Below are 15,221 nucleotides of genomic sequence, written 5' to 3'. Positions count from 1 at the left end.
TCTCAGAGAGGACATTCAGCAAAAACCTTATATTTAATAATTTAAAAGCACACCACCGATGTACCTCTACCCGAAGGAAATCTTGGCAGATACGTATGTGAGTAAGGTAGGAGGTTTTAGTAGCGAACTCGACGAAAGGGAGATCGGAATAAATGCCCTTGCCCTCTCGATGAATACCTCTATAATCGCCAACGAGACTGAGGCGAGGCTGAGGTTCTTTGACGACAGGCCGCTACCATACTTCCTGAGGCGCAGCTACAGAATTGTAGGGCTCGAGGAGAACATGGATGGGTTTGAAGCGTCGCCGAATGGGGAAGTAGTCTTTAGCGAGAAATGCGAGCTACGCGATGTTGAGGGCAGGGATGTAATAATTAATACAGTTGAAAGCTTTAGAATAGACGGCGACTACTCTTCTGTTGTCAGGGCCCTGAGGAGAAGAGTATGGTTGTAGATTTCAGACTCAGGGGACCAAAGAGGAGAGAGGAAAAAACAATAAAAAAAGCTCTCTCCGCCTACGATTCTCTTGACTTTCTCGAAAACAACGTCATCCTGATAAGGGATGGAGAGCTAAAGGAAGTCTTCGGGCTTGCAAGAGAACTCGACGAATTTTTGCAACGCTTTCCTGGCCTCAATCTGAGGCATGCGGGCATAAAATTGGGAGAGGTTGGGCGGAGGTTCAGGTTCAGCATTGAGGGAACTTTTTTTCTTGCAAAGAAAGAGAGTAAACGGGTATATCTGAGCGAGAAGGGAGAAATGCTGTTTCTCTATGGCAGAGATGTTTTTGCGTCGTCGGTTATTGGGATAACTGAAGATACCGGCGAGAACGACATCGTGATGGTCTGCAACGAAAATGGCGACATTCTTGGCATAGGCAAAAGCAGATTTGACTGGCACCGAATGATGGAAATGAAGGAAAAGGACCCTGATAGGGTTGTGGTTGAGAACCTATTGGATAGAGGAGAATATTTAAGAAAAGAAAAGCTGTACAACGCGTACTAATGGTTTCGAACCTTTAGCGCCTGAATTAGCCCTTCCTTAATTTCCTCGGGCATATCAACCCTGAAGCCACTTACCTGGATCTCGTAGATCTCCTGACTGATGGTTGATATCGGCGTTTCTATAACGAGCTTTCTGATCCATCCGGAGTCAGCGAGTGTCTTGTTTAGTCTGAGTACACAGGCGAAAGGTCTCTCCATCATTATCTCGTCTCTCACACTTTGCGCCCCTTTAGTCAGCAGTGCGAATGTTATGCCACCTTGATTGTGAATTTTCCAGATTGTGTTCAGCATGAAAAGATACGTTTTTTCCAGTCCGTGTATGAGTAAAAGCTCTGGAATAAGTGTAATTATTAGAGAAAACTCCTTGAACTCCTCTCCAGCTTTTGATATTGCTATGCTCACCTCGTTGAGGTTCATTATGTTGACAAAGTTATAGCCCCTCCACTGTTTAGGTGTGACGACATTGAGGCGACCTTTGAATTCGTAAGCAGAAACTATAGATTCGATAATTGCCGGTGGTTCGGCAGCAATCCAAACTATATTTGAGGAATACTGTGATGCAAGGTTAAACAGGAGAGAAACCCCTTCATATCCAGGATCAGAGATTAGCAGTACGTCTGCGTTGGTCATAGTTTATAGCTTACGATGGTGGTATATTTTTCTTTCCATTAAATCTCTAATCATTGCTTGCGGTGATTTTGTACTGCTCAAAGATGTTGTTGAGGTAAACTGGCAGTCTTCCGCTCCTCCTCTTCTTAGCTCCGCTAACCTTTGGTGTGGGTTCTATGTTGGAACATTCGAGGTAATGGTCTATCGCCTTTGCAAGAGCTTCTTTTGTCGTCTTCTCCCCTGTCTTCTTCTTCAGCTCGGCAAGCACATCTTCCGGGAGTTTTGTTTGAACTATAACAAGCTTCTCCACCATCATCACCTCATTATAATCTTCATTATCATCATCACTTATATACTTTTCGGTGTTCGCAATTAGCAGCCTTCTGTACCATATATTATGAAAAACGCTATATACCCTTTGTATTACTGACTGCCATGAAAAAGGCTGCAGTTCTCATGGTGCTCTCGCTGCTCCTTTTCACCTTTGCATCATACACGGCACTGGTGAAGCTTCCGCCTTCCCCAGAACCTCTGCTCAGAAATAACTACAGGATTATATTTTTCCACCTGCCATCAGCCATCTGCTCGTTTACAGCTTTCACGGTGACACTTATAGCGTCAATTCAATACCTCAGAACGAGAGACTACGGATGGGATATTATCTCAGCCTCTTCAGCCAAGGCCGGTTTTTTCATGATAACCGCAGCACTTATAAGCGGCTCGATATGGGCGAAGGTTGCATGGGGTTCGTACTGGAACTGGGATCCGAGAGAAACCACGGTGCTGATCCTCTGGTTCGCCTACGCAGCCTATTTCGCTCTACGCTCTTCTGTGGAGGATATTGAGGAGAGGGCGAAGGTCTCGTCAATTCTTGCCATCTTCTGCTATGTCACGGTTCCACTCAGCTATTTATCGACGCGCATATACTTCTCTCTTCACCCTTCCACGCAGGAGCTCAGCATAGGGCTCGGTATAGGCATGGCTCTTGGCCCGATGATCGTCTCCTTCCTGCTCCTCTACGTGGCGTACATGATTGTGGATGTCAGACTGTCAAAAATGGAAATGGAGGTGGTCTGAATGGATGACTTCACAGCAGTTTTTGCAGCGTCAATGGTCGTCATGCTCCTGATAGCATTACTGTTCTTTACAACCCTCAAAAAAGCTCTGGAACTCGAAAAAAGGCTTGTAAGGTAGACAAGGCAAGAAATATATACTGGTATTTATTAAACCTCCACGGGGAGGTGTGCCTATCGATTCTATTCGAATGAATTTCAGGGACGTGAAGGAAAGTCTCGTGGCCCTCATTCTCTGTACGTTCGGAGATCTTATTACCGGCGTTGTTATGGGCCACTCTTCAGCAAAGTTCGGACTCATCCCCGCTCTGATACTACTCATCCCGCCGAGCATAGGGCTGAGAGGCAACATTTACGCGTCTCTCGGCTCGAGGCTCGGCTCGTACCTTCACACTGGCAGAATTGCTCCCAGATTGGAGGCAAACCCCCTTGTTCTCAAAAACATTTCTTCGTCAACTTTCCTCCTTCTCGTCTTCAGCGTTGTTAACGGCGCTTTTGCGGCGGTGGTAGCGTACATAATGGGTTTGAGCCTAAACGTTGAGAACGTGTGTATAGATCTGATTTTGATTTCCGCTATATCGGCCTTTCTGTCCGCAGCGCTTATGATTCCTGCAACACTCATGCTTGCAATAGGCAGCTTTCGCTGGGGGTGGAATCCCGACAACCTTACTGCCCCCTTAATTACTCTTTTCGGTGATCTGATAACTCTCCCCCTCATTTTCGTCGCAGCCGATGCCGTCATTTCGATGGAAACCACGTACAAAGCCTATGGGATTGTGCTGATACTCGTTACTTCTCTGCTCCTCCTCTTCGCCAGCAGATCTGAAATGGGCTTGAGAATCGTGAGGGAAAGTATGCCTATCCTTGCCGTCTGCACGTTTCTGCAGTTTGGGGCTGGGGCCATCCTCGGCGGAGAACTCGACAAGTTCATAGCCATTGCAGGTCTGCTTACTGTAGTTCCTGCCTTTCTCGAGGATGGTGGAGCCATGGGCGGAATTCTTGCAGCCCGATTCTCCACCATGCTACACCTCGGTTTGCTTGAGCCGAGTATAAAACCCCAAAAGGATGTTTTGCTCAACTTTGGGGCCATGCACGTCATAGCCCTCGTTATATTCTCTCTCGTGGGCGTTATAGGTTATGCTGTTAATGTCATGCTTTCACTTCCCACAATCCCTTTGATCGAGATGGTTCTTGTAACTCTGCTGGCAGGACAGCTCTTAATGCTGATGATAGATGCCATGTCTTACTACTTCTCGATAATCTCTTTCAAAAAAGGTCTCGACCCCGACAACGTTGGGATTCCTCTCATAACGTCGTTCATGGACGTCCTTGGAACGGCATGCTATGTGGTAGCTCTTAAGGTCTTTCAGGTGGTATGATTGAAGTGCTGTCGATGTGATTACGGGTGATACCATGCAGATGAAAATTCTTGCTCTCCTTTCCGGAGGTATAGACTCAGCCGTAGCCTGCTACATCATGCTCAGGAGGGGTTGCAGTGTTGAATACCTGCATTTCTCGATGGGAAGCGCGAGTGTAAATAAGGCAATCAGATTAGCATCGAAATTGAAGGAATACGGAGGCTCAGGTAGAATTTTCGTGATTCCTCACTCGAGGCTGATCGAGCTTGTACCGAAGGACAGGTACACGTGTGTGTACTGTAAGAGGGGCATGCTCAGCATAGCTGAGATGCTCGCGGAAAAGATAGGCTGTGCAGCGCTTCTGACAGGAGACAGCCTCGGGCAGGTGGCGAGCCAGACTATTCCGAACCTGCGGGCAGAAGATGCAGCGGTCAGAATACCGGTGCTGAGGCCGTTGATAGGCTTCGACAAGGATGAAATAATCGGCATAGCAAAGGAAATCGGAACGTACGAGATCTCCATTGAGAAGGGTGACGAATGCAGTGCAGTGCCGAAAAACCCGGTCACAAAGGCCAAACTTTCGGAAATAAAGCCTGTTAATGTTTCGGGACTCGTGGAACTGGTGGAAGAAATAAAAATTGATTAACACTCGAGTGAGAGGTACATCTGCACTCCGCCTTCCTCGCCGATTACTTCGAAACCCATCTTTTTAAAGAGACTAATTGCCCCCTCGTTGTCTCTCTCTGTCGTGAGAATTATTCCAAAATAGTCAAGGTTTCGTGCAAATTCGATAGCAAAAGCAACCATACGCTGTCCAATTCCCCTGTTCTGATATTCCTTCTGGATAAACATGCACAGTTCGAGATTTTCGTCAAAGGGCACGAGGGCAAGGTGACCAACTATCTGTTCGTCATGCTCAGCAACGATTGAGTATCCTTCTTTGTTCAGATAATCGAGCCAAGCTTCGATGGCGTTTCTCGAAGCAGGCGGCAGGCCAAAGCTTCTGTCTGCCTGGTCGTAGTTTTCGTACATTTCAATCAATTTGCACATGTCCTCTGGCCTGTACGGCCTTACAGTCAGAACCTCCCCCTTCTTGTCCCTAAACACGAGCTGAAAATTAAGCATCTCTACCACCGAATTTACAATATTGATTTTATTTTGAACATATATAAGTCTTATTCGAAGCTTGATGTCACACAGCAAGCTGCGAGCAACGGCGTAGCAGTTGCGGCCAAAAAAAATGCACATCCATTTATACAGTGAAACGCGGTGTGTAAGTATGGTCAGAATACACATCCTTGCAGACAACAAAGTCGTCCAGCTCCGCCCGAAAGGTCTGCTTGCTGAGTGGGGTTTTTCTGCAGCCGTGGATGGAAGGGTATTATTTGATGCAGGTCAGAAAACCGCTGCGTACAACAATGCAATTCTTCTCGGTTTAAAACCGGAGTTTGACTGCATCGTTTTGAGCCACGGACACTACGACCACACCGGGGGGTTGATAAATTTTCTGCGCTCGAAGCCAAAGCTCTTCATGCATCCAGACGCGTGGCTTCGTAGGTTCCATGAGGGCGTGCACATAGGTATGCCGTGGTGCAGGGAGGAAATAGAGAACCTCGCGGAAGTCATCGAGCACCGCGAACCTGTCGAAGTTTCGAAGGGCATATATGCACTCGGGGAAATCCCCAGAAAGCATAGAGACGTGGGTATTGGGAAGGTCCTGAGGGATGGAAGGCTTACAGATGACAGCGTTCCGGACGACCAGTCTCTTGCAATTAAAACGGAGAGGGGTGTTGTGCTTCTCCTCGGCTGCTGCCATGCGGGACTGAGGAACACCGTTGAGTATGCCGAAGAAGTCTGCGGTGACGAGGTAAGGTTTGTGATAGGTGGCACACATCTGGTAGCGTTGAAAGATGCTGAAGTTGTTGAAGTAGCGGAGTGGCTCAAAAAGAAGGTGGAGTTCGTCGCTCCGTGTCACTGTACGGGGTTTAGAGGTGAGGCTATCCTTGCATCAAAGCTTGGCGAGAAGTTCAAACTCATTGGAGCTGGCAGCGTGATTGAAATATAGTTTTCTACATTTTAATTTAGTAAATTAGAAAGGTTATATCAATTTAGATAGAAAATAAAAAGAAAGATATAGGCTTCTTAAACCAGCTTCGAAAATGCGGGCAATTTCTTCAATAGCAGGTGTGGCTCTCATGCTCGCTGTAACTGTTGCATTAACGTCGGCTTTTGCGTGTTTTGGGCTTAATGTCCTGCAGAGTCCGCCGTACGTCTGCTGCTTAAGTGGTCATATAGTTGCCGAAGGAACGGGCAAGAGGACTGACCAGATAGTCGAAATAGTACATGCTGGAGGCGACAGCGTAAACATGGAGGAAGTGAAGATAAAGGTCGAGGTTTACCGTAGTGGGGAATTGGAGAGGGCATGTATCCTCAAGAATTTTCCTTGGGAGCGTAACAAATTCATCAGTCCCGAGAACATTGAAGGAGATCAGATGATTGACAGGAGTAGGAATCAAAAATACCTTGGCGAACTTGCAGGCGACGGAATATGGAGTGTCGGAGAGAAAATTGGTTTCAGGATTAAGGAAGACCACACGAACCCGAATAGGGGAATAAAGCTGAGGGTTGGTGATGTGGTACGAGTTGTTATTATTCACACTCCAAGCGGTTGCGTCATCGCTGATAAAGAGATTGTGGTTGATGTATCATGAGCGGCTTTTGATGGATCCATACTGTGTAGAATGCAGGGATTTAGCCATAGAACTGCTGGGGTAGGATTCAAACCGCACCTGCAGTCAGGTGCACCAACAGAATGGGTATAGGAGATACTCCCTTAACGTTGTTTGTGGGTCTTGGAAAAAGAGCGCCGGGGGTGGGATTCGAACCCACGCGGGCAGAGCCCACACGCTCTCCAGGCGTGCGCCTTACCACTCGGCAACCCCGGCTTTAAAGGTCTATAACTTCTGTCTGACTTCACGGCAGACTGAGGTGTTATAAATCTTATCGGTAGGGATTTATTCAAGGCTTTCGGTTGTATGCTATGGTCAGTTACAATGACGTTGTTGACACGGTTGTAGAACTTTTCAGAGAAGCTGAGACAAGTCTCGGTGACGATGTTATTAGCGCCTTGCAGGCAGCGTGTGAAAGGGAGGAGGGCGTTGCGAGAAAGATTCTCGAGGCCATTCTCAGAAATATAGAGCTTGCGCGGGAAAAAAGGGTTCCAATGTGTCAGGATACCGGACTGCCTGTAATCTTCGTGGAATTAGGAAGAGACCTGGGCATTGAATTTAACCTCAGAGATGCTATTACAGAGGGTGTTGTGAGAGCTACAAAGGAGGTACCGCTCCGTCCCAACGCTGTTCACCCCCTGACCCGCCACAACTCGGGGGATAACACCGGGATGCACATGCCACTGATTTACTTTGACATAGTCGAAGGTAGCGAACTCAGGCTGACTGTGATGCCAAAGGGGGCAGGAAGCGAGAACGTCTCGGCAATAAAGATGATGCTGCCGGGAGACGTGGATAAAATACCACTGTTTGTGGCAGAAGTCGTAAGAAACGCAGGTGGAAAGCCCTGTCCACCGGTAATAGTTGGGGTTGGAATAGGAACGACCTTCGATGGGGCAGCAAAGCTTGCCAAAAAGGCACTGCTGAGAGATATAACGAAAATGAGCAAGTACGAGCAGGAAATTCTCGAAAAGGTAAATTCTCTTGGAATAGGTCCTATGGGTCTCGGAGGAAAAACGACTGCTCTATCTGTGCTCGTCGAGATGGGGCACTGTCACACAGCTTCTCTGCCTGTAGCTGTAAACATCCAGTGCTGGGCGAACAGACATGCAACTGCAGTGCTGGGATGATATGGAGGTGATGTAATGGGCTTAGATGCTGGTAGTAATGTAGAGCTGAAAACACCGCTGAACAGGGAAGAAGTACTGAAACTTAAGGTGGGGGACATCGTTTACATCACTGGCGAGGTTATTACGGCAAGGGATGCTGCCCACAGGAGGATGCTTGAGGCAATTGAGAGGGGTGAAGAGCTGCCGTTTAACCTCGAAGGTGCGGTGGTCTACCATTGCGGTCCTCTTATCAGGGAGGGAGAAGTGATCTCGGCTGGTCCCACAACTTCGGCGAGAATGAATGCCTGCGCGCCTCGAATTCTGGAACTCGTTGAATGCATGGCGATCGTAGGCAAGGGAGGAATGAGTGATGAAGTTTGCAACGCATTGCGTGGCAGGGGCGTGTATATGGCGTATCCGGGTGGAGCGGGAGCGCTGGCAGCAACAGCGATAAAAGGAATCAAAGCAGTATACTGGGAGGATTTGGGGATGGCTGAAGCTGTGTGGGTGTTAGAGGTCGAACATTTTGGCCCCTGCATTGTTTGTATGGATTCTCGTGGTGGGAATCTTTACAGGGAGGTGGAAGAGAAAGTGGATGGGAGTTACAGGTATCTTTTCAGTTCAGCAGCTAAGTCTACAGGTTCGGCAATCTCCCAGAAGTAGTCGAATATTTTTTCTCCCCACTCGACACACTTTTTGTCTCGTGAAATAAAGAAGGGTGCGTTCTCAGCCTGTGACATCTGCAGATATATGACTTTCCCATCAATTATTCCCAACTGAAAAGGTAAGTTAAGGACTTTAAGGTCTGAGTTGATTAGACGCCTAAGTTCGTCTATTGGTATGTCTGTGTTTCCGATTACGTCTTTAACTGCTTGGGCAGTTACTTTAATGTTTTTTTCGAGGAGGTCAGGATAAAATATAACATAATCATGTACACCTTTTATATTTCTTTCAATCATATATATGTTAATTTCATAACTCACAATTTTGGTAATGTATTTCCCGTATCTATTGGCTTTTTTTATATCCTCAAAAGCTTTCATCATCGCGGCATAAGGATCAGGCTCAATCTCGGCATCACACAAATAAACGAGCCCGGGTTTGAGCTCAGTGGGCAGGATCTTCATGAACTCTCCAGCATCACATATATACTCCCAGAGTGGAAGTATCTGCTCCACGTTGGAAAGGTAGTCCGCTATAAGATATCCAATGCCTGTCAGTTCGAACTTATTGCCGTTCTTTTTAACCATGCAGCAGTCGTTGAGTATTTTCAAACTCCTCGAAATAGTCGAGGTGGGCAGACACCCCACTTTTTTCGTGAGTTCGGACAGTGTCATTGCTCCATCCATAAGATGCTTGAGAATCTCTATCCTTCCATGCAAACTGAGTTCCCTCATCATTGATTGAATGTGTCGGTTCATTGTTCGGAAATTGGGTATAAAGCGGATAAAAGATTTTCGAATTCGGAATGATATTATGGAATAGAATATTCAATATGGGAAAAATTATATTGAATTTCTTGAAATTTCGGAAAATTTAATGTCGTCTCCAATTTTTATCAGTTTCTTTCGTTGAATTTTATAGTTTTATTTATTTAGAGATACTCCATTTTACTCCTGTTCATCCTGAATGCAAGTATTCAGCAAGCTCAATCGAGCTGCTTGAGTGAGTGAATCATCCTGTGTACGGTCGTAACCGCTCCGAGAACGGTCAGAACCACGAGCGTCTCGTAAATTGCTCCAAAAAGCAATCCGAGCATGATTATAAGCAATCTTGTATCTCTGCCACCAACTCCGACTTTGCAGACAGCACCCTCTGCTTCTGCCATTACCCTCGTTATGCTGACACCAAAGGATGTTGTTAAGGCGAGCATACCGAGGAGCCAGTACTCTGGATTTACAGCAACGAGACCCATAATAAGCGCTGCATCAACGAATCTATCCATGACTCTGTCGAGGTATGCTCCTTTCCTTGTGGTTTTTCCCGTTAACCTTGCGAGGTCTCCATCAGTGCAGTCCAGAATTTGTGAAATAAATATGGCTACAATTGCCTCGTAAAACATGCCGTAAGCCATCAGAAATGCAGGAATCATGCCTGTTAGCGTAGCTACGATGGTTATGTGGTTGGGATCGACGTCAAATCTCGCAAGAAATTGTGCAAGAGGTCTGGAAAACCTTCTGTAAACGACTTCTGTCAAAACGTACTCCCAGTTCGTCCCCATTTTTCCAAAGCCCCCTGACAAAAAGTTTATTAAAAAGGGATTCTAAAGCTTTTCCATGAAAGCCGTAATACTCGCTGCGGGAATGGGCAGGAGACTGGGTGAGCACTCAGGTGGTGTGCCCAAGCCCCTCGTTGAGGTTAATGAAAAGCCCGTTCTCGCCTACACTCTCACCAGCCTTGTGAATGAGGGAATTCATGATGTTATTATTGTCACCGGTTACAACGCCAGTGCTGTCAGGAAGTTTGTTTCTACTTTTTCAGATCTGAATGTCCGCTACGTTCACAACGAGCGTTACGACGAAACAAACAACATATACAGTGTATACCTCGCAAAACGTGAGGTAGATGGGAGGAGCTTCCTTCTCCTGAACTCTGATGTGCTGTTTCATCCAGGAATTCTCAGAGCACTGATAAAATCGGAAAAAGAGGGTGTTGTTCTATCTGTTGACTTCAAGAAGGAGCTTGGAGAAGAAGAAATGAAGGTTAGGGTTGAAGATGGAAGAATACTGGAAATTTCTAAGGAAATTCCTCCCGAGAAGGCTGACGGCGAGTACATAGGCCTTACGAGGATAGACTCGAAATACAGTTCTGCCTTTTTCGATGCAGTTGAGAATGTTCTGCAAACGGCAGGTAGTGGGGTGTTTTACGAAGAGGCATTTCAGAGGATGATAGATGATGGCAAAATGCTGACCTTTGAGGACACAGAAGGCTTGCCATGGATTGAGATAGATACTCCCGAAGACCTGCGCGTGGCGAGAGAGGTTGTAGCTCCGGGTATACCGGATTGTTAATCGTCCTCCTCGCTTACAACCACGACTTCCATCAGTCTCCAGCCGAATCTGTCTTTGAGCAGCACGAAGAGTTTTCCTCTGCAGCGAAACTCCTGAATCTCGGCTTTAAACCTGTGTTTCTTTTTGCATGCCGGGCAAAAGACTTCGATGTCTTCACTCATCGAACCACACCACATCCTCGTCGCTTATACACTCGCCTATCTGCACTTCTATCACCTCAAGCGTCATAAGCCCCGGATTCTCTATCCTGTGTTTTGTGCCCGCTGGCACGAATGTGCTCTCGCCACTCCTCAGGAAAAACTCCCTGTCACCAACGGTAACCTTCGCCATACCTTTTACAACCACCCAGTGCTCGCTGCGATGGTGGTGCACCTGCATTTTCAGCCCCCTTTTCGGCAGCACAGTTACCTTGTTTATCCTGTAGAATCTTTCCTCCTCCAGAATGGTGTACGATCCCCACGGCCTGTAGATTGTGAGGTGACTCTCTGCTCTTCTGTCTTTTCTGTCTTTGAGCACCTTTACAACTTCTTTCACCTTCTGTGCATCGCCGCGAGAACACACGAGCAGCGCATCCTTTGTGTCAACAATTATAGAATCCCTGACCCCCACTGCCGCCACGAGCCTTTCGCTGTAGATGAGATTATTGGATGAGTCTATAGTTATACATTCTCCTTTTACGGCGTTACCACTTCCATTTTTCTTCATTATCTCGTAGAGCGCGTCGAAGCTGCCAACATCACTCCAGAAAGTATTGAGTTCTACGACAGCAGCCCGGTCTGTTTTTTCCATAAGCCCGTAATCAATGGATACCTCTGGTACGTCTGTGTAGGCTTCGATTCCTTTCTCCTCGAAAGCCTCTATAATCTGTGGTGCATGCTTTCGGCATTCTTCTATAAAAACGTCGGTATCAAACAGGAACATTCCGCTGTTCCATAGGAAACCCTCTGTAATGTACTTCTTTGCTCTCTCTTCATCCGGCTTTTCGACGAACCGTTCCACTTTGAAACCATTTTCCAGCCTGTTTCCGGGCTTTATGTAGCCGTATCCGGTGTGGGGTCTCGCTGGCTTAATGCCGAAGGTGACGAGGTGCTTCTCTGCGAGCCTTTCCGCTCTCCTGAACGCTTCGATGTAGTTATCGTTAGCCTCCACGAGGTGGTCTGACGGCAGAACGGCCACCTTCCCTCCTTTGTCTCTCTGTTTGACTATTGTTAGAACTGTGTAGCATATGGCTGGCAGAGTGTTCTTTGGTAAAGGCTCGGCTATCACGTTTTCCGTAGGAATCTTAAGCCCAAGCTCGGCAATCTGGTCGAGGGCGATAAATCTCTGTTTTTCGTTCGTGACAACGTAAATGTCCTCTGGGGAGGAGAATATCAAAGCTCTCTGCAGAGTGAGCTGGAAGAGGGATTTATCGAAGAGCTTTATGAACTGTTTCGGGAAGAACTCTCTGCTTAAAGGCCAGAGCCTCGTACCGCTACCACCAGCGAGAATGATAGTTTTCATGCAATAAAAACAGAGGTCGTCTTTTATAACCCTTTCCACAATCCTTAAGTCTGCTCACGCGAACAAGTCTTGGATGAGCGACCCGAGCCTTACGAGAACTCTTGCGGGTGTCAGGCCAAAGGACTCAGATGTGGTGGAATGTATTGGCAGTATTGATGAGGCGAACGCATTCATAGGCTTGGCCAAGGTTTTCGTGAATGATGAAGAGCTGAGGCAGACTCTCGAAGAAATTCAGAGGACGATGTTCAGAATCGGGGCTGAGGTATCTTCGGGAAAGGCTGTGATGAGCGAAGAGGACTACAGCAAGCTTATCGAGCTCATTTCACGCCTTGAGTCTGAAGTCGAACTACCAGATGCCTTTCTTATCCTCGAAACCAACGAAGCTTCTGCTTTTCTGAGCGTTGCAAGAACTGTGGTCAGAAGGGCAGAAAGAAGGGCTGCGAAGCTCTACAGAAATGGAAAGATAAGGGTTAACATAGTAGAGTGGCTCAACAAACTAAGCTACCTCCTCTATCTTATGGTGCTTAAAACGATGGGGGAGCGAAAGCCGGTATGAAGGTCTGCGTTGTGCAGTTCGAAACTAAAAGAAGCAGGGAGCGCAACGTGAAAAAGGCTGTGGGGATGGTGAAAGAGACCCTTCAGCATGAGCCAGCTCTTGTAGTTCTACCCGAAGCTTTCAACACCGGCCTCCTTGAAGAGAACTACGCAACTGCGGGCAGTCTGGACGAGGAGCTGAGAGAAATCCTCGAAATTTCCGGAGAGTGTGATACAGTCATTGCTGCAGGAGTCATCGCAAGAGAGAAAGGAGGACTTTACAACTTCACAGCCATCGTTCACAGGGGGAATATAGCTGCAGTGTACGCTAAAGTTCTGCCTTTCCCGCTAACGTCGGAAAGAAAGTATTTCATCCCGGGCAGAGAGCTCGTTGTTTGCGACACGCCGGCAGGCAGACTTGGATTGCTCATGTGCTACGAGATAAGGTTTCCAGAAATTGCAAGAAAGCTCACGTTTGCCGGAGCAGAAATACTTGTTGTACCGTCTCAGTTCCCGAAGAAAAGACTTGACCACTGGGAGTGCCTTGTTAGAGCGAGGGCCATCGAAAACCAGATTTTCGTGGTAGGAGCGAACTCTTACGGCCGTTCTATCGTTGCGGATCCATGGGGCAGGGCTATTGTTGCGGAGGAGGGAGATACTGTTCTTGTCACAGAGATAGAACTCGAGGAGATGCAGAGGATACGGGCTGAATATCCCTTTTTAGGAGATGCTAAGAAATTAGGCTCTTTAGACGTTCGTACTCTTTGAGAAGCCGGCTTTTGCTGTATCCGTGGTCGATGAAGTCCCACGGCAAGTCTTCGTCCTCTTCAATCCTGCCGAGGTATGCGTAGAAGTCTCTCAGCCTAAAGTTATTTTCGGCAATTGCTCTCCCAACTTCCTTGTTCCCCCTTGAAAGTATAGTCTGGATGGCAAAGCTTTCAGCGCTCTCAGCGCTGACGGACGCTCCTTTTCTACCAAGTTCTTTCTTCAAAAACCTAATTTTCTCTTTTAATGCTTTCATTCCTGCTTTAACGTCATCAATTCCACCAAAAGGCTCCCACTGGAGAGGAGTGTGGGGTTTGGGGACGAGAGGGTTAATTGAGACAGAAACACGGGGCACGAGCTTTTTCACCCTATCAACGAGCTCCACGATTGCTCTTACGTCCTCATGGCTCTCGCCTGGAAGTCCGACCATGAAGTACATCTTAACCTTCTCAATTCCGTGCTTCGCAGCAAGGCTTGCGGCGTTAAGAACGTCCTCCTCCGATATTCCTTTCCTGAGTAGCCTGCGCATTCGCTCGCTTCCCGCTTCGGGAGCAATCGTAAGGCTCTCCAGTCCTCCTCTCGAGAGCAGTTCTACGAGTTCCTCATCAAGTGTATCTGCTCTGACAGAAGAGGGAGATACGAGGAAACCCATATCGATGAGAGATGCAATTAGCTCCTTTGCCTTCGGGTGGTCGGTTACAGAAGGGGCAACGAGGGCAACCTTATCGACGAACTTTTTCGCTCCTTCTGCTATCTCGAGAAGGAGTTTTACGTCTCTCCATCTGCATGGTGAGTAAATCTGCCTGACTATGCAGAAGCTGCAGGCTCTTTTACATCCTCTCCCAACCTCCAGCAGGTAGCACTCCCCATACGCTCCGCTGCCAACTATCTGCGTTTGCAGATGTGTGCTGAGATCGGCCTTTCTTACTTTGACCTTCTCTCCTCCAATCCTTTCCGCCTTTACCAGATATTCTGTTTCTTCACCCTTCTCGCATGCCTTAATGAGGTTCGTCACATCTCCATCCACCTCACCGAAGTAGAAGTAGTCGAAAAGTTCCACGAGGGGTAGGGGGTTCTCCATGACACATGGCCCGCCAGCAACTTTTAGTCCTGTAAATTCACTTTCTTTTATGATTTTAATCGCTTTAAAGTAATCTTCTTCATACTGGAGTGAGAAAAGAGCGATATCAAACTCCTTAAGGGGTGTTCCGCTCTCAACACTCTTTGTTCCACTAAAAACGTCCCAGTAAAACCTTTCGCAGATGTAATTGTCCAACGAATTTATTTCAGCATAAATATGCTGCAATCCTATATTAGCGATACCACCTACATATCTGTTTGGATATACTAGGGCCACCCTTTTTAGTCCTTTCCTCCACTTCTTCGCGATTGGGTTTATTTCCGGAAATTCCACTATTCAATATAGGTTGGGGAGATAGATAAATGTTTATGGGTGTGTTTTTTGTCTTAACTACGAGTAAGCGTCTTACTTGGTTGGTTATAGGGACAACACTTTTTGATACACCAATCTCAAA

At 47.1% G+C, this 15,221-nt stretch carries 20 protein-coding genes and 1 tRNA gene; 12 read left to right on the top strand and 9 right to left on the bottom strand.

All coding sequences use genetic code 11. From position 1 onward, the window contains the following. Positions 1-58 precede the first annotated feature (58 nt). The gene (locus tag ARCVE_RS07235) at positions 59-451 is read left to right on the top strand and encodes a hypothetical protein (RefSeq protein WP_013684117.1); all 393 of its coding nucleotides are present in this window, start codon (positions 59-61) and stop codon (positions 449-451) included. Next, a complete protein-coding gene (locus ARCVE_RS07230; RefSeq protein ID WP_013684116.1) occupies positions 442-999 on the top strand; it encodes a PUA domain-containing protein in 558 nt (185 codons plus the stop codon). The genes ARCVE_RS07235 and ARCVE_RS07230 overlap by 10 nt, the downstream gene beginning before the upstream one ends. Here ARCVE_RS07230 and ARCVE_RS07225 read toward each other — a convergent pair. Next, a complete protein-coding gene (locus tag ARCVE_RS07225) occupies positions 996-1,628 on the bottom strand; it encodes a hypothetical protein (protein ID WP_013684115.1) in 633 nt (210 codons plus the stop codon). The two genes, ARCVE_RS07230 and ARCVE_RS07225, sit on opposite strands and share 4 nt — an antisense overlap. 46 nt (positions 1,629-1,674) lie before the next feature. Further along, positions 1,675-1,923: a DUF5371 family protein gene (locus ARCVE_RS07220; protein WP_232215787.1), complete on the bottom strand. Its 249-nt coding sequence runs from the start codon at positions 1,921-1,923 to the stop codon at positions 1,675-1,677. Between the two features lie 119 nt (positions 1,924-2,042). Here ARCVE_RS07220 and ARCVE_RS07215 point away from each other — a divergent pair, with 119 nt between their 5' ends. From ARCVE_RS07215 to ARCVE_RS07205, 3 genes are all read left to right on the top strand, one after another. Then, positions 2,043-2,684, top strand: a complete 642-nt coding sequence (locus ARCVE_RS07215; RefSeq protein WP_013684113.1) for a cytochrome c biogenesis protein — start codon at positions 2,043-2,045, stop codon at positions 2,682-2,684. Positions 2,685-2,850: 166 nt separating this feature from the next. Beyond that, positions 2,851-4,059 (top strand): magnesium transporter, encoded by a 1,209-nt coding sequence (locus tag ARCVE_RS07210; protein ID WP_048085788.1) that lies wholly within the window; start codon positions 2,851-2,853, stop codon positions 4,057-4,059. Between the two features lie 34 nt (positions 4,060-4,093). Continuing rightward, positions 4,094-4,684 (top strand): 7-cyano-7-deazaguanine synthase, encoded by a 591-nt coding sequence (locus tag ARCVE_RS07205; RefSeq protein ID WP_013684110.1) that lies wholly within the window; start codon positions 4,094-4,096, stop codon positions 4,682-4,684. Here the strand turns inward: ARCVE_RS07205 and ARCVE_RS07200 are convergent. Next, positions 4,681-5,163, bottom strand: coding sequence for a GNAT family N-acetyltransferase (locus ARCVE_RS07200; RefSeq protein ID WP_013684109.1), 483 nt, complete (start codon positions 5,161-5,163; stop codon positions 4,681-4,683). The genes ARCVE_RS07205 and ARCVE_RS07200 overlap by 4 nt on opposite strands. Before the next feature lie 154 nt (positions 5,164-5,317). Between ARCVE_RS07200 and ARCVE_RS07195 the strand changes: the two genes are divergently transcribed. Continuing rightward, positions 5,318-6,103, top strand: coding sequence for an MBL fold metallo-hydrolase (locus tag ARCVE_RS07195; RefSeq protein WP_013684108.1), 786 nt, complete (start codon positions 5,318-5,320; stop codon positions 6,101-6,103). Positions 6,104-6,197: 94 nt separating this feature from the next. After that, complete coding sequence (locus ARCVE_RS07190) at positions 6,198-6,749, top strand: type IV pilin N-terminal domain-containing protein (protein WP_013684107.1); 552 nt, start codon at positions 6,198-6,200, stop codon at positions 6,747-6,749. 153 nt (positions 6,750-6,902) lie between these two features. Here ARCVE_RS07190 and ARCVE_RS07185 read toward each other — a convergent pair. Then, positions 6,903-6,983 (bottom strand) — tRNA-Ser (locus ARCVE_RS07185). A 95-nt stretch (positions 6,984-7,078) separates the two neighbouring features. On the opposite strand from ARCVE_RS07185, the gene ARCVE_RS07180 reads away from it, so the two are divergent. Both ARCVE_RS07180 and ARCVE_RS07175 read left to right on the top strand, forming a co-directional pair. After that, a complete protein-coding gene (locus tag ARCVE_RS07180; protein ID WP_013684106.1) occupies positions 7,079-7,897 on the top strand; it encodes a fumarate hydratase in 819 nt (272 codons plus the stop codon). A 15-nt stretch (positions 7,898-7,912) separates the two neighbouring features. Further along, a complete protein-coding gene (locus tag ARCVE_RS07175) occupies positions 7,913-8,539 on the top strand; it encodes a FumA C-terminus/TtdB family hydratase beta subunit (RefSeq protein ID WP_013684105.1) in 627 nt (208 codons plus the stop codon). Here ARCVE_RS07175 and ARCVE_RS07170 read toward each other — a convergent pair. Both ARCVE_RS07170 and ARCVE_RS07165 read right to left on the bottom strand, forming a co-directional pair. After that, positions 8,479-9,297, bottom strand: coding sequence for an ArsR family transcriptional regulator (locus ARCVE_RS07170; protein WP_048085781.1), 819 nt, complete (start codon positions 9,295-9,297; stop codon positions 8,479-8,481). The genes ARCVE_RS07175 and ARCVE_RS07170 overlap by 61 nt on opposite strands. A gap of 227 nt (positions 9,298-9,524) precedes the next feature. After that, positions 9,525-10,097, bottom strand: coding sequence for a CDP-alcohol phosphatidyltransferase family protein (locus ARCVE_RS07165; RefSeq protein WP_013684103.1), 573 nt, complete (start codon positions 10,095-10,097; stop codon positions 9,525-9,527). 55 nt (positions 10,098-10,152) lie between these two features. On the opposite strand from ARCVE_RS07165, the gene ARCVE_RS07160 reads away from it, so the two are divergent. After that, entirely contained in the window at positions 10,153-10,887 is a 735-nt protein-coding gene (locus tag ARCVE_RS07160; RefSeq protein ID WP_013684102.1) for a phosphocholine cytidylyltransferase family protein, read from the top strand. On the opposite strand, the gene ARCVE_RS11520 is transcribed toward ARCVE_RS07160, so the two are convergent. Both ARCVE_RS11520 and ARCVE_RS07155 read right to left on the bottom strand, forming a co-directional pair. Beyond that, a complete protein-coding gene (locus ARCVE_RS11520; protein WP_013684101.1) occupies positions 10,884-11,048 on the bottom strand; it encodes a hypothetical protein in 165 nt (54 codons plus the stop codon). The genes ARCVE_RS07160 and ARCVE_RS11520 overlap by 4 nt on opposite strands. Beyond that, positions 11,041-12,387 carry a mannose-1-phosphate guanylyltransferase/mannose-6-phosphate isomerase gene (locus ARCVE_RS07155; protein WP_013684100.1) on the bottom strand — a complete coding sequence of 449 codons (1,347 nt, stop codon included), beginning with the start codon at positions 12,385-12,387 and terminating at the stop codon, positions 11,041-11,043. Before ARCVE_RS07155 ends, ARCVE_RS11520 begins: the two co-directional genes overlap by 8 nt. Before the next feature lie 73 nt (positions 12,388-12,460). Here ARCVE_RS07155 and ARCVE_RS07150 point away from each other — a divergent pair, with 73 nt between their 5' ends. Beyond that, positions 12,461-12,943 (top strand): ATP:cob(I)alamin adenosyltransferase, encoded by a 483-nt coding sequence (locus ARCVE_RS07150; protein WP_013684099.1) that lies wholly within the window; start codon positions 12,461-12,463, stop codon positions 12,941-12,943. Beyond that, the gene (locus ARCVE_RS07145; protein ID WP_013684098.1) at positions 12,940-13,689 is read left to right on the top strand and encodes a nitrilase-related carbon-nitrogen hydrolase; all 750 of its coding nucleotides are present in this window, start codon (positions 12,940-12,942) and stop codon (positions 13,687-13,689) included. Before ARCVE_RS07150 ends, ARCVE_RS07145 begins: the two co-directional genes overlap by 4 nt. Here ARCVE_RS07145 and ARCVE_RS07140 read toward each other — a convergent pair. Continuing rightward, a complete protein-coding gene (locus ARCVE_RS07140; protein WP_269479069.1) occupies positions 13,652-15,043 on the bottom strand; it encodes a B12-binding domain-containing radical SAM protein in 1,392 nt (463 codons plus the stop codon). The two genes, ARCVE_RS07145 and ARCVE_RS07140, sit on opposite strands and share 38 nt — an antisense overlap. Between the last annotated feature and the right edge of the window lie 178 nt (positions 15,044-15,221).

The sequence above is a fragment of the Archaeoglobus veneficus SNP6 genome (assembly GCF_000194625.1).
In the GTDB taxonomy this organism is placed as follows: domain Archaea; phylum Halobacteriota; class Archaeoglobi; order Archaeoglobales; family Archaeoglobaceae; genus Archaeoglobus_C; species Archaeoglobus_C veneficus.
The sequence above is the reverse complement of the archived record's forward strand: the minus strand, read 5'-3'. Positions and strand labels throughout refer to the sequence as shown.

What these genes read in the sequence shown, in the direction of transcription:
- ARCVE_RS07230 (WP_013684116.1), top strand. Translation starts at nt 442, where the DNA reads ATGGTTGTAGATTTCAGACTCAGGGGACCAAAGAGGAGAGAGGAAAAA.
- ARCVE_RS07160 (WP_013684102.1), top strand. Translation starts at nt 10,153, where the DNA reads ATGAAAGCCGTAATACTCGCTGCGGGAATGGGCAGGAGACTGGGTGAG.
- ARCVE_RS07145 (WP_013684098.1), top strand. Translation starts at nt 12,940, where the DNA reads ATGAAGGTCTGCGTTGTGCAGTTCGAAACTAAAAGAAGCAGGGAGCGC.
- ARCVE_RS07170 (WP_048085781.1), bottom strand. Translation starts at nt 9,297, where the DNA reads ATGAACCGACACATTCAATCAATGATGAGGGAACTCAGTTTGCATGGA.
- ARCVE_RS07200 (WP_013684109.1), bottom strand. Translation starts at nt 5,163, where the DNA reads ATGCTTAATTTTCAGCTCGTGTTTAGGGACAAGAAGGGGGAGGTTCTG.
- ARCVE_RS07215 (WP_013684113.1), top strand. Translation starts at nt 2,043, where the DNA reads ATGAAAAAGGCTGCAGTTCTCATGGTGCTCTCGCTGCTCCTTTTCACC.
- ARCVE_RS07150 (WP_013684099.1), top strand. Translation starts at nt 12,461, where the DNA reads ATGAGCGACCCGAGCCTTACGAGAACTCTTGCGGGTGTCAGGCCAAAG.
- ARCVE_RS07225 (WP_013684115.1), bottom strand. Translation starts at nt 1,628, where the DNA reads ATGACCAACGCAGACGTACTGCTAATCTCTGATCCTGGATATGAAGGG.
- ARCVE_RS07195 (WP_013684108.1), top strand. Translation starts at nt 5,318, where the DNA reads ATGGTCAGAATACACATCCTTGCAGACAACAAAGTCGTCCAGCTCCGC.
- ARCVE_RS11520 (WP_013684101.1), bottom strand. Translation starts at nt 11,048, where the DNA reads ATGAGTGAAGACATCGAAGTCTTTTGCCCGGCATGCAAAAAGAAACAC.
- ARCVE_RS07235 (WP_013684117.1), top strand. Translation starts at nt 59, where the DNA reads ATGTACCTCTACCCGAAGGAAATCTTGGCAGATACGTATGTGAGTAAG.
- ARCVE_RS07205 (WP_013684110.1), top strand. Translation starts at nt 4,094, where the DNA reads ATGCAGATGAAAATTCTTGCTCTCCTTTCCGGAGGTATAGACTCAGCC.
- ARCVE_RS07155 (WP_013684100.1), bottom strand. Translation starts at nt 12,387, where the DNA reads ATGAAAACTATCATTCTCGCTGGTGGTAGCGGTACGAGGCTCTGGCCT.
- ARCVE_RS07165 (WP_013684103.1), bottom strand. Translation starts at nt 10,097, where the DNA reads ATGGGGACGAACTGGGAGTACGTTTTGACAGAAGTCGTTTACAGAAGG.
- ARCVE_RS07190 (WP_013684107.1), top strand. Translation starts at nt 6,198, where the DNA reads ATGCGGGCAATTTCTTCAATAGCAGGTGTGGCTCTCATGCTCGCTGTA.
- ARCVE_RS07180 (WP_013684106.1), top strand. Translation starts at nt 7,079, where the DNA reads ATGGTCAGTTACAATGACGTTGTTGACACGGTTGTAGAACTTTTCAGA.
- ARCVE_RS07175 (WP_013684105.1), top strand. Translation starts at nt 7,913, where the DNA reads ATGGGCTTAGATGCTGGTAGTAATGTAGAGCTGAAAACACCGCTGAAC.
- ARCVE_RS07220 (WP_232215787.1), bottom strand. Translation starts at nt 1,923, where the DNA reads ATGATGGTGGAGAAGCTTGTTATAGTTCAAACAAAACTCCCGGAAGAT.